The organism is Blautia sp. CGZ-1-C1 (assembly GCF_056504575.1).
The window spans coordinates 1-15,934 of the sequence record NZ_JBWLUT010000045.1 but is presented as its reverse complement, the minus strand read 5'-3'; the positions used below and the strand labels follow the sequence as shown (position 1 = coordinate 15,934).

Here is a 15,934-nt window from a genome sequence, read left to right as displayed (position 1 = left end):
ACGCTTCATTCTGGCGTTCATCAGCCAGATCCGACTTATTAAGAAGAATCAGTCTGGATTTGTTTTTTCCCAGTTCATCTATATCCGGGTTTCTGCTTGAAAGAGGTACACGGGCATCTACAAGCTCGATAATCAGATCAATCAGCTTGATATCCTCCTGCATCTGTCTCTTTGCCTTGGTCATATGACCAGGGTACCACTGTACGTTCATATCCACCTAACCTTTCAAAAATCCAAATTTATCTTTCGGGGAAATAATAAACCATACTTTTCCCACAATATATTTCTTGTTAATATTTCCGATGTCACCGTAACGGCTGTCTTCACTGTTATTTCTGTTATCACCAAGTATAAAATATTTTCCACTCTCCAGAGAGACTCCGTCTGAAGCCAGTCCTGCATTATTGATCTCAGGAAATCCCTTATTCTCATTATATACATCCCCATTGATCAATATAGAACCGTTAGATATCTGTACTGTTTCACCAGGCAATCCGATCACACGGCCAATATGTAAAGCCGCATCATCACTTCCACTGGTCTTATATACAATAATATCACCCCTTTTTGGCGATGACACTTTATAAATAGCTCTATTTACAAAAAAACGTTCTCCTACCTGCAAAGTAGGTTCCATTGCACTTTCCTGCATGGTCACTGACTGGAACATTGCGATTCCCACCAGCACTCCAAAAATCAGCACAACAGCAATCTGAAAAACCCAGTTGAGAATTCCCCGGACTTTACGGTCTTCCAGTTTTGTTTCCAGTTTATCTTTTGTTTCCTGCAGTGCTGAATTCTCTTTCCACTTTCTGATATCCATTCAATTCTCCTGCCAGATGGAAAAAGAGGGACAATACACTAGTTATTGTCCCTTCTTCTACAACTCATGAAATTATTTAACAAGCTCTTTAACCTTAGCAGCTTTACCTACGCGGTCTCTTAAGTAGTTCAGTTTTGCACGACGTACTTTACCACGACGGATAACTTCTACTTTAACTACATGTGGGGAATGAAGCGGCCATGTTTTCTCAACGCCTACTCCGTTAGAATTCTTTCTTACAGTAAATGTAGCTCTGTTGCTTCCGCCCTGTTTCTTGAGAACTGTTCCTTCGAAAACCTGAACACGTTCACGGTTTCCTTCTTTGATCAGTGCGTGTACTCTTACAGTATCACCTGTGTTGAATGCCGGTACTTCAGCTTTTAACTGAGCTGCTTCGATGTTTTTGATAATTTCGTTCATTTTATTCTCTCCTATTCTTATATGGATGTTCTTAATACATATTCCGTAACAGAGGACCATCTTTTTTCACAACAGTTGTGATTATACTATATCAATTGTCATATTGCAATACTTTTTTGCAGATTTATACAATTTACCATTTTGGTTACTGTTCGCACGCTACTATCCCGCGAGGTGTTTTGGCATGAAAATGCCAAAATTCCGAGACATACCGCGCGAATTTATGCGATTAGCATAAATTCTGTGCATCGCGAAGCGTGTTACTGAGAACGGAGTGAACAGTAACCCATTTTGTAAAATGTAAGTATAGTTACCAGCAGATCACTTCACAACCGGTCTCTGTAACCAGAACCGTTACCTCCCACTGTGCAGACGGCAGTCCGTCCTCTGTTCGTACTGTCCACTCGTCAATTTCATCTGTATAAATCTCATCACTTCCCATATTTACCATCGGTTCTATCGTAAACATCATTCCAGGAACCATCAGAGCACCTGTATTTTCTTCTGAAACAAAGCTTACCCACGGATCTTCATGGAACTCGAGTCCCACGCCATGTCCGCCGATTTCTCTTACTACAGAAAATCCATTTTCTACCGCATGTTTGTGAACAGCACTTCCCATATTTCCAATCGGTGTCCAAGGTTTTACCTGTGAAATTCCAAGTTCAACGCATTCCTTGGTAACTCTGACAAGTTTTTCTTTTTCAGGACTTACCTTTCCAATGCAAAACATTCTGGATGAATCAGAATAGTATCCATTATAAATCGTAGATACGTCTACATTGATGATATCCCCCTCTTTCAGAATCTGCTCTTCATCCGGAATTCCATGACACACAACCTCATTTACAGAAGTGCAAACGCTTTTCGGAAAGCCTTCGTAATCAAGAGGTGCCGGAATTCCTCCGTGTCTTACGGTTTCTTCATGCACCCATCTGTCAATTTCTTCTGTTGAGACACCAGGTCCGATATGCTCTGCAACATAATCAAGAACTGCAATATTGATCTTACAGCTCTCTTTGATTTTTTCAATCTGCTCAGGTGTCTTGATCAGGTTATGATCAATAACTGCATATCCTTTCTGCTTCATCATTTCCATTTTCTCATCAAATGCTTCATGGCATTTTTTATATTTTTTACCGCTTCCACACCAGCATGGATCATTTCTTCCAATTTTTAAAGACATGCTTATCTTCCTCTTCCTTTTTTCTTATGTTGGGTACAGCGTATCATTAATTCATTCGACAATTTCACTGCAAGTGAATTTCTTTAGTTGCTTCTGCTACTTGCTTTGATTCAATCGGATAAAATCATCCATTTCCGCTACTTAGCTCAACACCGAATAACTACTGCATTTATTGCTCTTTGCAACCTCCGCAGGGGACTTACTTAATTCGGTTAAAATCAATTCATAATGACCGCGTACCTTCTTATCATATCATATTTTTTCTCAAAAATGTGATATATTATTGGTAAAATTATTCGATACCAAAAAATCCAGCAGCTTAATTGCCGCTGGATTTTGTAGAATCAGAATCAGATGCAGAATCTGCATTCATGATCTGATCCAGTTCACTGATCATTTCATCATCTTTCAGACGGAATTTTACCTCTACACGTCTTGATGCATTCTTATCTTCATTTCCCTTAGAGTCAAGAACCGGATTTGCAGAACCATGTCCATTTACTGTTAGATAATTCTGCAAATCTGAAATTTCATCAGGACTTAAGAAATTCCCCTGAATTTCCGTCAGATATTGCGCGACAGCCAGAGAACGTTTCTGGGAAAGCTCCAGGTTATAATCATAATCACCATCTGTGTCTGTATATCCATCGATAATAATCTCAGCCAGATACTTCTTATAATCATCCTGCAACAGTACCTTGCAGTAAATCGGCAGGATATTTGCAAGTTCTGCCTTACCCTCATCCGTAAGTTCTGACTGGTCATAGTCAAACATTACATTTGCATTCAATGTAAGAGCTCCTGTCTGCGCATCTATATCAACACTGACATTATTCTTGGAAAATTCTTTCTGCAATGCTTCAATAACATCGGCTTTTACACCGATAATATTGTCAATCTTTTTCTGCTGTGTGGCAAGAAGAGATGTTTTTTCATCAAGATCTGACTGCTGCTTATCCAGTGTAGCCTGCTGTTCTTTCAGCTGCGCAGCCAGCTCAGCCAGAAGTTTTTTCTGTTTGTCAAGCTGTTCATCCTGAGAACTTAACTGACTGTCTTTTTCATCCAGCTCATTCTGCTGCGCCAGGATTTCTGCAGTATACTGTTCCTGAAGAGCAATTTTATCATCTCTTTCTTTAATACTTTCATTATAACTTTTCTGTGCCTGAAAAAGTGTCACACACATGATCAGGATGAAAAGGAGCAGCACACCGGCCATCATATCAGAATAAGATCGCCAGACATTAAATCCGCTGTCATCTGATTTCTTTCTTTTGCGCATAATTCTCTCCTTTTCTTATCTGAATAAACTGAATTTACCTTTCTGATTTTTGGAAATGCTCTTCATATTCTTGTTCATTTCTTCAAGAAGCGCTTCCTGGCGTTCACCTTGTTCCTCAAGCAGTTTTCGTACTTCTTCCATGGATTCTTTCTGCACTGCTCCCTGACCTGTTCTTCCTTCAGAAAGATATATATTACTGTTTTCTTTCTGAACAGAAATATCAGCAAAGAGTCTGCGCACTTCTTCCATAGTCTGATATGTCATCTTCTGATAAGAAATAAACTCCTGCAATTTTGCATCCAGTTCCTCAACCAGTTTCTGATTTGCCTTAAGCACATCCTCTCCTGCCTGATTTGCTGCAGAAATCTTTTCCATTCCCTGCGTTGCAGTCTCTACATATTTCTGCATAGTCTGATTGCAGGCAACCCAGAACTTGGCAGAAGATTTCTCTGCTTCCTTCAAGTAATCTGAAATATGCTGGTAATCCTGTTGCTGCTGTTTCTGGATTTCCTGATTATCCTGTGTGATTCTTGTCGCAGTTGACATATAACGTCCCTGAATCCTGCCAAGTTCATCCACGATTTCTTTCATAGATTCATTCTGTCTTGCATAAGATTCATTTAACTGTTCACTCATTGCCTGGTAGAGATTTGTAGTGTAATCTGTATTCTCTTTTTGCGCCTTTTTCAGCTGTACAAGTGACTCATTAAAGTCCTTGAACTGCAGTTTAAAAGAACTGTTCATCTCTCGCAGGAAAGAGCGGAGAATCTCCTGTACGACATCCTGCTGGCATTTCGTTACAGACTCTGTCAGAATCTCCAGAGATTCATTCATTTTCTCAAATGTAGGATTAATTGCCTTTTCAAAACTCTCCGCCATCTGTGAAGTAAGCTGTTCTGCCATCTGCTTCATAGCCTTTGTCTGAACCTTTTGACTTGCAAGCATAAGATTTCTTGACTCACTCTCAGCAGCGGGAAGAACATACATATGAAACTTTTCCAGAAATCCCTGCAGTTTCTCATCCATTCCCGCATAAACACTCTTCATTCCGGAACTATAAATCAGAGCAAATGCAATTCCATATATAGAAGTAAGGAACGCAACTTTGATACCATCTACAAGTGTAGAAACAGACATAGTCATTGTCTCATAACTGGACGGTTCAAAGCTCTTCAGGCCCCATACAAGACCGATAAAGGTACCAAGAATACCGAGACTGGTAAGGATATCTGGTGCCATTTCCAGAATTTTTTTATGTACATGAAGGTCTATTTCATCTTCGTTTATATATTCTTCAATTCCTCCGACACCTTCCTGATTCTTATCCATAGAATCGATAAAATTATCCATTCTCTCATCCAGATATCTGTGATCAAAAATTCCTTTCAGGCATGACAAATCTTCACTCTTTGCTTTTCCAGGCACTTTAAAAACACTGGTAAGTTCTTGCGTCCCTCTTAAAAATGCCTGTGTAATACCATCCACTCGGAACACCCCGCCGAATAATCCCGCCAGATAAATCACTGCCATAATGGCAAGAAATGCGAAGTTGTAAGCCATCGTGCTTACTGAGCCCCTGCCCGTCAGCAGAGTCATCGCAATACACCCACCAAGTACCGCCAGAAAAAGCACGGTATTCATAATTTTTTTGCCCATAATACACCTCCTGTGGTTATTTGCAAATTTTGCGTAAAATTACAGACAATCTTCTTTTTCGTTTATCATATCACAATGTCATATCTGTCACAAGTGAAAAAGCTATGTTCTTTTGTCATAAATAATAGCAGCGGGAAACCTGTGCCATAAACAGATTTCCCGCCGGAATGTTTCGCTATATTTACTTGTTTATCCCAGAATAAACCTTATCTTCTTCCAGAAGACGTACTTTGCCATCCTTCACTTCAACAAGATTAATGCTGCAGTTTGGCGGTACACATCCATGCCAGAAATTTTCATGATCCTGATAAATATTCTGAAGCAGTGCACGTACTGCACATCCATGAGAAGAAACAAGGACAGTCTTATCTGTCAGTGCAGGATCTGTTATCTTCTCCTGCCAGAACTCTCTCGTTCGTTTCAGAATATCGAAAATATTTTCTCCGTTCTCCGGGCGCTTAAATTTCAGCGGATCCGTAAAAAAGATTTCCATTTCATGACTGATGATCTTTCCCTGTGCATCCTTGAACCGTGTTCCTTCAAGAACTCCAAAATCAATTTCCTGGATTCTCTTATCCTCGATAATCGGAACCTTTTTATCTCCCAGCACATACTGCGCTGTCTGTTTCGCTCTTGTCAACGGACTGGTAAAACAGATATCAAAATGAATATCTTTCAACGCCTCACCAGTCTTTTTGGCAAGTTCGATTCCCTCCGGTGCCAGGGGAATATCTACTGCCCCCTGCACCTTCTTCAGTTTATTCCACTGGGTTATCCCATGTCTTAACACATAAAGTAGCATTAGCTTCTCAACTCGATTCCAAGATCTGTCAGACCATTTAAGATTTTCTTCATTGCCGCTGTGATCTCGCTCTCCTCCAGAGTCTTGTCATGATGACGGAATACCAGAGAATAAGCCATAGACTTGAATCCCTCTTTAATCTGATTTCCTTCATAAATATCGAATAACTGATAGCTTTCCAGAATTTTTCCGCCTCTCTGTGTAAGAACATGCTCAATCTGTCCTGCAAGCACAGTTTTCGGAACAACCATACTTAAGTCACGTGTTACTGCCGGATATTTGGCAATTCCTGTGTATTTATGATTGAAGCTTGCAAACTCAAGAACTGTAAGGATATCGATAACTGCCACATAAGCTTTCTCACCGATTCCGTAAGTGTCAGCTACCAGAGGATGGACTTCTCCAAGATATCCGACAACTTTTCCGTCATAGATCATGTTTGCCTGTCTTCCCGGATGGAGGTAAGTCTTACCACTGTTTGGATCATAATCTATTTTATCTCTCATTCCGACTTTCTCAAAGAACTCTTCACAAACGCCCTTCATATCAAAGAAATCACCATTTCCATACATACCAAGAGTAAAAACGCATACGTTCATCCGGAAGTTCTGTAAGTGGAAGAGACTTCGGACGATATACATTACCAAGCTCATAGAGACGGACATCTTTATTTCTTCTGTTATAATTTGTAGCAAGAGAACTGAGCATACCGTTCAAAGTAGTTGTTCTCATAACACTGTAATCTTCTCCCAGAGGGTTGCTGATAACAATTCCCTGACGAAGCTCGCTGTCAGCCGGAAGTCTTAATTTGTCAAATACCTTCGGGCTTTCGAAAGAATAACTCATTCCTTCAGAGAATCCACAATATTCAGCAATATCACGTGCTACCGATTCAATACGCAGCTTAAATGGAAGTTTACCTGTTGTAGCTTCACCTGTAGGAAGTGTAGTCTGGAATCTTATCATATCCGAAGAATCTTGCAACCTCTTCTGCCACGTCAGCTACATAATGAATATCCTGGCGGAAAGTAGGTGCAACGATTTCATTTGTTTTCTCGTCATAAGTAAGTTCTACTTTTGCAAGATATCCAAGCATTTCTTCCGATGTCAGATTTGTTCCAAGAAGTGCGTTAATCTTCTCTGGTTTAAATGGAACTCTGGATGGTTCTCTTACTTCATTGCAGACATCTACCATTCCGCCTACAACTTCTCCTGCACCAAGTTCTTCCATCAGCTGGCATGCTCTGTCAATAGCAGCCTGTGCATTATTTGGATCAAGACCTTTCTCAAATTTACCGGAAGCATCTGTTCTCAGTCCGATTCTCTTAGATGAAAGTCGGATATTTGTTCCATCAAAGCACGCTGCTTCAAAAAGAACTGTTTTTACATTGTCTGTGATCATAGAATTTTCGCCACCCATGATACCGGCAATGCCGACAGCCTTCTCACCGTCACAGATCATCAGCACCTGGTCGTCCATAGTACGTTCCTGACCGTCAAGAGTTACGAATTTCTCATCACTCTTTGCGCGGCGCACAACGATTTCTTTTCCTGCAATAGTATCCAGATCATATGCATGCATTGGCTGTCCAAACTCTTCCATTACATAGTTTGTGATATCAACCAGATTGTTGATTGGACGGATTCCGTTAGAGGCAAGACATCTCTGCATCCATTTTGGTGAAGGTCCGATCTTAACATTCTTTACAACTCTTGCGCAGTAACGTGGGCAAAGCTGAGGATTCTTCTACTGTAACTTTTACATAATCAGAAGCTTTCTCATCATTTCCTTTACACTCTACTACAGGAGGACAGAACTTCTTGTCAAAAGTAGCTGCTGCTTCTCTTGCAATTCCAAGCACACCGTAGCAGTCTACACGGTTAGATGTAATTTCGTATTCAAATACAACGTCATTCAGTCCCAGAGCTTTAATGGCGCTTTCACCTACAACAGCATCTTCAGGGAAAATATAGATTCCGTATTCCGGTGCTTCCGGATACATTTCTCTTGTGCTTCCAAGTTCTTCGATAGAGCACATCATACCACAGGATTCGATTCCGCGGAGTTTGCCTTTCTTAATCTCGATTCCACCCGGAGTTTTCTTTCCATCATGTCCGCCAGCTACACGTCCACCGTCAAGAACAACCGGAACTTTATCTCCTTCTTTTACATTCGGAGCACCGGTAACGATCTGTACAGACTCTGTTCCAATATTTACCTGGCAGATGATCAGTTTATCTGCATCCGGATGCTTTTCGATCTTGTCGATCTGTCCGATCACGATCTTGTCCAGATCTGCATCCAGTTTCTCGAAGCCTTCCACTTTTGTTCCTGTCAGTGTCATGGCATCTGTATATTCCTGTGCTGTCACATCAAGATCCGGCACATACATTTTAATCCAAGATAATGAAGTATTCATTTTGTTAATCCTCTTCTTATATTTATTGAATAATAGTAACTATTCAGCAGTCTACTATCCCGCGAGGTGTTTTGGCATGAACATGCCAAAATCCCGAGACATACAAGTCAAAATCCCATAGCCGAAGGCGATTTTTAATGGATTTTGACTCGTAACTGTGAAGGTACTGAACAGTTACGAATAATAAACTATTATAAATTAGAACTGTTTCAGGAAACGAATGTCGTTTTCGTAGAGCAGTCTCATGTCATCAATCTCGTATTTCAGAAGTGCGATACGCTCCAGACCTACACCGAATGCAAATCCAGTATACTCTTCCGGATCAATTCCACACATACTTAATACATTTGGATGAACCATACCACAGCCAAGGATTTCAATCCAGCCGGAACCTTTACAGAAACGGCATCCCGTACCACCGCACTTGAAGCAGGAAACGTCAACCTCTGCGCTTGGCTCTGTAAATGGGAAATGATGTGGCCTGAATTTTGTTTTTGTTTCAGGTCCGAATAATTCCTGCGCAAATTCCTGCAGAGTTCCCTTAAGATCTGCAAAAGTAATATTTTTATCAATAACAAGACCTTCAATCTGATGGAAAGACGGAGAATGCGTTGCATCTACCTCATCAGAACGGAATACACGTCCCGGAGCGATCATACGAATCGGTAGTTTGCCTTTTTCCATTGTACGCGCCTGAACCGGTGATGTCTGAGAACGAAGAAGGATAGAATCATTGATAAAGAAAGTATCCTGCTCGTCACGTGCCGGATGATTTTCCGGAATATTCAGCTTCGTAAAGTTATAATCTGCATACTCTACTTCCGGTCCTTCTACAACTTCATAACCCATACCGATAAAGATACGCTCTACTTCTTCCAAAGCGATAGTGTTCGGATGACGATGCCCGATTTTAGCTTTCTTTGCAGGTAAAGTAACGTCGATGACTTCCTGTTTCATCTTCTCTTCACGAACTGCTTCTTCCAGTTTCTGCTTGGATTCATCAAGTAATGCCTCGATTTTACTTCTTGTTTCATTTACAAGCTGTCCAACCTTCGGACGTTCTTCCGGAGCAACATCCTTCATGCTTTTTAAGATTGCTGTCAGCTCACCTTTTTTACCAAGGTATGCTACACGTACTTCATTCAGTTTATCCAGGCCTTCAGATTCATCGATCCGTTTTCTGGCTGCTTCAGCCAGTTCCTGAAGTCTTTCTTTCATATCCATGTCTTTTCTTTCTCCTTTATTCTTATAATAAGCAAGGTCTATCCGAAGAATTTACGTTCATCCAGCATATCTCTTCACAAATATTATGCTGCTCAGAACACAAGAAAAAATCCTGCTTGCAGGCTTCTCCGCCGCAGTGCAATCCTGCCCGGACGGCTTTTTATTATCGAAGGAATATTACGTAGCAATTTCCTACGATATAAAAAAACTCCGTCCCTCGTAAAGGGACGGAGTAAAATATCCGCGGTACCACCCTGCTTCCTGTATCTTCTACAGGCTCTCGGTCTGCTTAACGCGCAGTAACGTCATTTCCTACTGTTACTTCAGAAATGCAGCTCCGGTGGGAAATTCAGGAAATATCTGAACCTGAGGCAGCTTCCAGCCGATGACTTCCTCTCTCTGATGGAAAATAATTCCCTATAAACACCTTCTATGCTTTTCATGATTATCAACATTTATAATCATGCCACAGACTCAAAAATATGTCAAGTATCATTTTCTTTTTTCTTCTCCGGCTCAGGCAATGGCTCCAGAGGTGCCTGCGCAGACAATCCTGGCTGTCTGCGTTCTTTTTCATGAATGATCAGTCCTCTCACCGATCTGTGCGCAAGCCTGAACTCTTTTTCAAAATATGCATTGATCTCTGCGCCATACAAAAGTAGATTCATGCAGACATACAACCATACCATAACCATGATAATCGTCGCAAGATTCCCATACATGTTGCTGAATCCTGGAAAAATTTCAAAATAAAAAGAAAAACCATATGAAAAAACTGACCACGCAATCGCTATAAGAAACGCCCCCGGTATCTGACTCTTAAATGTTGCCTTTCTATTTGGAAGAACTTTATACAGCATAAGAAATACCACAAACAACACGCCAAATACCAGCATTGCTCTCGCGCCTAATATCCGTGCGATGATCCTTCCAAGAAAAGGTACATATTTTGAAACTGCTGCCTGAATTTCATTTCCAAGTACCAACATAAGCAAAGATATAATCAATGCAATCACCAGTGATAATGTATAAAATACTGCATAGATTCTGGTAAGAAGCCAGTTACGGGTTTCTTTTACATGATAGATCGTATTCAGGCCATTTATGATTGACTGTAATCCCTTTCCTGCAGACCATAGTGCAACGAATGCCGAAAGAGGGACAATTGCCGTACTTCTTCTATATACATCCACCACGATTCCAAGCACAAAACTCTGCAGATTCTCCGGAATAAATGCAATGATCGCATCCCTGACCACATTATATGTCAACGGTGTATATCGTACAAGTGTAGTCAAAAACAGAATACACGGGATAAAAGACATTATCAGGAAATATGCTGCCTGAGTCGCATATGCCCCGACATGATCTCCGGATACGCGATCCATAAATCCAAGCAGCAGACCTATAACTGACTGCTTTTCCTTTTTCCTCTCCATAATTTTCTCCATTCTGTTATTCTAATAATGGAATATCCTTGTCCAATATCATATCATGAAACTACTGTTATGACAAATACAAAAACTCGCTAAAGAAATCTCCACCAAATTTCCCATAAAAAAATCTGGTCTCACCCACACATAAATATATGAGAGAAACCAGATCAATATGTAACTTATTTTTTGATATAAAAACGATAACTTGTCATAGAGTCGTACTGCTCTCCTGCATTAAGCACAGGGGAATGGAAATCTTCCACATTAACTGCATTCGGTTCTACCTGTGTTTCCAGGCAGAAAGCATCTCGTTTATTGTATACATGACCATTCTTGCCATTCTCATTCTTCACAAAATTAGCAGCATAGAACTGTACACATGGACAATCAGAAGTAACATCCATAGCAATTCCGCTCTTATCACTGTATGCTGTGGCAATCAGTCTTCTGTTTCCCTTTGCATAATTGTCTGTTACATAGTTATGATCATATCCACCGGTAAATTTAAGCTGTTCAAAATCAGCTTCAATATCCTGTCCAATCTTCTTGGCAGTTCTGAAATCCATAGGAGTTCCGGCAACTTCCTCGTAAACACCTGTTGGTATAGAATGACTATCTGCTACAGGTGTATAATATTTCGCATGAATCGTAAGATACTGTTCCATGGCAGTTCCGCTTCCTTCACCATTTAAGTTGAAGTAAGAGTGATTTGTCATATTTGCAATAGTCGGTTCATCACAAACTCCCTGGTAATGAATCTTCAGTTCGTTTTCTTCTGTAAACTCATATTTTACAGATACATCAAATTCTCCCGGATATCCATTCTCCCCATCCGGGCTGATGCGATTGAATACAATGCTGTTCTTGTCCTGGGAAATCTCTGCCACATTCCATATTTTCTTCTCAAATCCATTCGGACCACTGTGAAGATTATTGTCATTCTCATTCTGGGCAAGAACTATCTCTTTACCGTTAATAGAGAATTTCGCTCCTCCGATACGGTTTCCACTTCTTCCGATCGTTGCACCAAAAAAGCATCCGTTCACTTCATAAGATGCCAGATCATCATATCCAAGTACAACATCTGTCATGGCACCATTTTTATCCGGCACGGACACTTTAACCAGAAGTGCTCCAAAGTTGCTTACCTCTGCATATGCCCCGGAATTATTCTCCAGATGAAAAATCTTCGCTGTTTCCCCAGTCTGTAATACACCAAATTTTCTTTCAGAAACACTCATCGTTTCTAACCTCCCATGTGCAAAATTACAATAATAAAAAGAGCCTGTCCATGGCTCATTTTTTGCAGTTTACCCGAAATGCCGTTCCCTTCCCATTGACGCCTAGCCGTAGCTAGGTGGGTATCCTCAACAGGCTTTCTGTCTTCCGCTGCGTAATGACGGCCTGACATCCGGTATGCGATGTTGGATTCCCGTTAAAGTCGATGTAGGTTCAAAAAAAGAAGGGGTCTCGCACATTTCAGGATATTCACTGTTCTTAACTGTTTTTTATTATACTCTAGTATATACTCTTTTTCAACATAAAATGCGCAATTTAATTAATTTTTTGTTTGATTCCAAGAATCTCTTTTACTGCCTGTGGCATATCCGGAGCATCTACAACTCTGTCATGAAGTACCGGTGCTGTACGGATAGTCTCAACTGCCTGCGGAAGTTTTACTCCGGAAAGGCTGCTCAGCTCATCAGCTAATGCAAAATCATCTTTGCCATCTACGTTTACTCCAAGAGCTTCCATTACGCTTCTTGTAAATTTATATGGGCTTGCAGTGGATGCAATGACTGTCGGTGTGGTATCTTTTGTATCTGCTGTATATTTATCATATACGCCTGCTGCAACTGCAGTATGAGTATCAATTACATAATGGCTTTCTTTAAAAATTTTTGCAATTGTCTGTGCCGTCTCTTCTTCTGTACAGTAGTTGCCATAGAAATCTGTTAACTGTGCTTTCATATCCTCTGTGATTGTATACTCGCCGCCCGCAGTAAGAGACTGCATTAATTCAGCACATTTCTTTGCATCGCCACCTGCAATACGATAAATCAGACGTTCCAGATTACTGGAAATCAGAATATCCATAGAAGGGGAAGTTGTGAGAATGAAATCACGTTTTCTGTCATATGTTCCGGTGCAGAAGAAATCATACAGAACTTTATTATCATTGGATGCACAGATTAATTTGTGAACCGGAAGTCCCATCTGTTTTGCATAATAAGCAGCCAGAATATTTCCAAAGTTTCCTGTAGGTACTACTACATTGATTTCCTGTCCGTCTTTAATCTTTCCCTGACGCACAAGTGACGCATATGCATATACATAATAAACAATCTGAGGTACAAGACGTCCGATATTAATGGAGTTTGCAGATGAGAACTGATATCCTGCAGCATCAAGCTCTGCCTCAAGTTCCTTATCATTGAACATCTTCTTTACAGCTGTCTGCGCATCGTCGAAGTTTCCGGTGATTCCTACAACATAAGTATTGTTGCCTTTCTGAGTCACCATCTGTTTCTCCTGAATCGGGCTTACACCATGTTTCGGATAGAATACAATGATCTTAGTTCCCGGAACATCAGCAAAACCTGCCATAGCCGCTTTACCTGTATCTCCTGAAGTAGCTGTAAGAATGACAATCTCGTTATTTACCTGATTCTTCTTTGCAGCTGTAGTCATAAGATGTGGAAGGATCGATAACGCCATATCCTTAAATGCGATCGTTGCACCATGATACAGTTCAAGGAAATAAGCTCCGTCTGCTTCATGAAGAGGTGCGATCTCTTTTGTATCAAATTTGTCATCATAGGCATTGTTGATGCAGTTCTTTAATTCTTCTTCTGTAAAATCGGTGAGAAAACGTTTCATCACCTCATATGCTGTCTCCTGATAACTCATCTTTGCCAGTTTATCCATCGGAACATCCAGCTTCGGAATCTCTGTTGGCACAAATAAGCCGCCATCCTCAGACAGCCCTTTTAAAATAGCCATAGAAGCTGTTACGGTTTCTTCTTTTCCTCTTGTGCTTTTGTATAATACCTGCATGATATTTCCTGCCTTTCCAAAGTATTCATTTTGCCAATTGAACACATTATAGCATATGCTTTAACAAAATACCATCCTAAATTATTTTTCTTTTGCTTCTTCTTTTTGTCATTGATTACTAGGTTGAAAAAGAGGTACAGATTTTCCATTGCATGGTTATCTGCACCTCTTTTACTTACTACATACACTCATATCTCCAGAATACATCATCTAAGATTCCTTTGAATTCTCATCTGTGTCTGGATATGTATAGAATTCATGTACACCATATTTAAATAATCGTTTCAAATCTTTTTCAAACCATGAAACATTATGTTTCTCAGCCTCAGATTTCTGGATAAAAAACAGAGCTCCCTCTGAATAATCAACTCCCTCAAGAGCTTGTCTGACAGCCTCCTTTGTTTCATCGGTAACTGTCACTTCATATATACGACCGTCATACGTTGGTGAAAACTGTGGAACTCCATTGGTACGCTGCCAGACCACTTCGGTAACTGTATCCTGGAAAGTCTCATCATTTTTTGTACGATTCATGATTACATTAGCCACCAGAACACGTCCCTTGATATCTTCCGTTCCAGCCTCTGCCTCTACATACATGCAGTAAAGTATCATAATCTTCATCAGACATCATTTCTGGGCTTTCGCAGAAAGTGTCATTGTCTTCGCATCAAGATCATTTATCTTATTTTCCATTGATGAACTGACATCAAATTCTGCAACATTATCTTCTATCACTTTGATTCTCTGACCAACCATGACCTGCTCACAGGAGGTTCCAATACGAGTTACTGATTTCTTATGAAAAGTTGTACCCTTCATTCCCGACACTACACCGGCAATCCCTGTAGGTACTATATCATTTCCAGCGGAATGTGAAGAAAAAGTTTCCTGTTCATTCTCCGAAGCAGCATATACTTTATTTTTCCCATTATAGTCTGCCACTCTGCCGCCTGCCGCAAATGCAACCGCCACACATGTACAAACTGCAACCAATGCCAGACTACGCACTGATTCACCTGATTGTTTCTTTTTTTCTTCTTTACCGGGGTGGCTTAAACTTTTTTGAACTTTCATACTTTTCATTCCTTGCGCTTTTTAATTATAAGTTTTATTTTCGTAACATTTCTGTAATTTATAAGAAAATTATATTTAATATAATTAATTTTGTCAAGCTTTTTTACATTTTTGTAACATTTGTACTGCGCATGGTTACTGTTAATGTATCCTGACCTTATCAAAAGCTACAACCATATTAGAATTTCCATATCTATCTTAAGTATAAAAGTCACTTTATTCCCCGTCAATAAAATCTATACGTAATAATTCGTTATTATTCACTCCGGTTACTGTTCACTCCGTTCTCAGTAATGCAACCAAAATTCATTCCAAATTGCCTACTTTTCCACACAAAGTAAAAACATAGGTGTCGGGTTATAAAACTCATCTTTCTTCGTGTAAATTCTTTCACTGATACCTGTATCAATCGAAAATTTCTTTACCCCAAGTTTTCCTAATATTTCTACATCCCAGGCAGGTCGGATATAAGAACTGATTGGGAGCTGCCGTTTGATTTCCTCACATTCATTCATCATTGCATCCCCAACTGTGAAATGCGCATGATTAGAAGG

13 protein-coding genes, 1 other RNA gene, 3 pseudogenes and 1 other annotated feature are annotated in these 15,934 nt (G+C 40.2%); all 17 genes and pseudogenes read right to left on the bottom strand.

The features are described 5' to 3' along the window. Positions 1-211: pseudogene (locus tag AC058W_RS02800) on the bottom strand (ribosome biogenesis GTPase YlqF); the annotation flags it as partial. A 6-nt stretch (positions 212-217) separates the two neighbouring features. After that, entirely contained in the window at positions 218-823 is a 606-nt protein-coding gene (lepB, locus tag AC058W_RS02795) for a signal peptidase I (protein WP_117674570.1), read from the bottom strand. A 72-nt stretch (positions 824-895) separates the two neighbouring features. Continuing rightward, positions 896-1,243, bottom strand: a complete 348-nt coding sequence (rplS, locus tag AC058W_RS02790; RefSeq protein WP_117674571.1) for a 50S ribosomal protein L19 — start codon at positions 1,241-1,243, stop codon at positions 896-898. A gap of 310 nt (positions 1,244-1,553) precedes the next feature. Beyond that, complete coding sequence (locus tag AC058W_RS02785) at positions 1,554-2,429, bottom strand: methionyl aminopeptidase (protein WP_117674572.1); 876 nt, start codon at positions 2,427-2,429, stop codon at positions 1,554-1,556. A 319-nt stretch (positions 2,430-2,748) separates the two neighbouring features. Then, a complete protein-coding gene (locus AC058W_RS02780) occupies positions 2,749-3,708 on the bottom strand; it encodes an OmpA family protein (protein ID WP_117674573.1) in 960 nt (319 codons plus the stop codon). Between the two features lie 15 nt (positions 3,709-3,723). Then, the gene (locus AC058W_RS02775; RefSeq protein WP_118609433.1) at positions 3,724-5,364 is read right to left on the bottom strand and encodes a MotA/TolQ/ExbB proton channel family protein; all 1,641 of its coding nucleotides are present in this window, start codon (positions 5,362-5,364) and stop codon (positions 3,724-3,726) included. A 181-nt stretch (positions 5,365-5,545) separates the two neighbouring features. After that, complete coding sequence (locus tag AC058W_RS02770; protein ID WP_117674575.1) at positions 5,546-6,166, bottom strand: histidine phosphatase family protein; 621 nt, start codon at positions 6,164-6,166, stop codon at positions 5,546-5,548. Next, positions 6,166-8,586 (bottom strand): annotated as a pseudogene (pheT, locus tag AC058W_RS02765) (phenylalanine--tRNA ligase subunit beta). Before pheT ends, AC058W_RS02770 begins: the two are co-directional and overlap by 1 nt. Before the next feature lie 198 nt (positions 8,587-8,784). Next, positions 8,785-9,804, bottom strand: a complete 1,020-nt coding sequence (gene pheS / locus AC058W_RS02760) for a phenylalanine--tRNA ligase subunit alpha (protein WP_117674668.1) — start codon at positions 9,802-9,804, stop codon at positions 8,785-8,787. 226 nt (positions 9,805-10,030) lie between these two features. Then, positions 10,031-10,252, bottom strand: a binding site (T-box leader). 43 nt (positions 10,253-10,295) lie between these two features. Next, entirely contained in the window at positions 10,296-11,249 is a 954-nt protein-coding gene (locus AC058W_RS02755) for a YihY/virulence factor BrkB family protein (protein WP_117674577.1), read from the bottom strand. A gap of 176 nt (positions 11,250-11,425) precedes the next feature. After that, positions 11,426-12,487, bottom strand: coding sequence for an aldose epimerase family protein (locus tag AC058W_RS02750; RefSeq protein WP_117674578.1), 1,062 nt, complete (start codon positions 12,485-12,487; stop codon positions 11,426-11,428). Positions 12,488-12,553: 66 nt separating this feature from the next. Continuing rightward, positions 12,554-12,735, bottom strand: a non-coding RNA gene (gene ssrS / locus AC058W_RS02745) — 6S RNA. A gap of 65 nt (positions 12,736-12,800) precedes the next feature. Then, entirely contained in the window at positions 12,801-14,303 is a 1,503-nt protein-coding gene (thrC, locus tag AC058W_RS02740) for a threonine synthase (RefSeq protein ID WP_117674579.1), read from the bottom strand. Beyond that, on the bottom strand, positions 14,258-14,491 hold the full coding sequence (locus tag AC058W_RS02735) for a hypothetical protein (RefSeq protein WP_117674580.1): 234 nt from the start codon (positions 14,489-14,491) through the stop codon (positions 14,258-14,260). The genes thrC and AC058W_RS02735 overlap by 46 nt, the downstream gene beginning before the upstream one ends. A gap of 22 nt (positions 14,492-14,513) precedes the next feature. Then, positions 14,514-14,927, bottom strand: a complete 414-nt coding sequence (locus AC058W_RS02730) for a cell wall hydrolase (protein WP_479389678.1) — start codon at positions 14,925-14,927, stop codon at positions 14,514-14,516. Positions 14,928-14,933: 6 nt separating this feature from the next. Continuing rightward, positions 14,934-15,380 (bottom strand): hypothetical protein, encoded by a 447-nt coding sequence (locus AC058W_RS02725; RefSeq protein ID WP_479389677.1) that lies wholly within the window; start codon positions 15,378-15,380, stop codon positions 14,934-14,936. A gap of 320 nt (positions 15,381-15,700) precedes the next feature. Continuing rightward, positions 15,701-15,934, bottom strand: a pseudogene (locus AC058W_RS02720) (M14 family metallopeptidase); the annotation flags it as partial.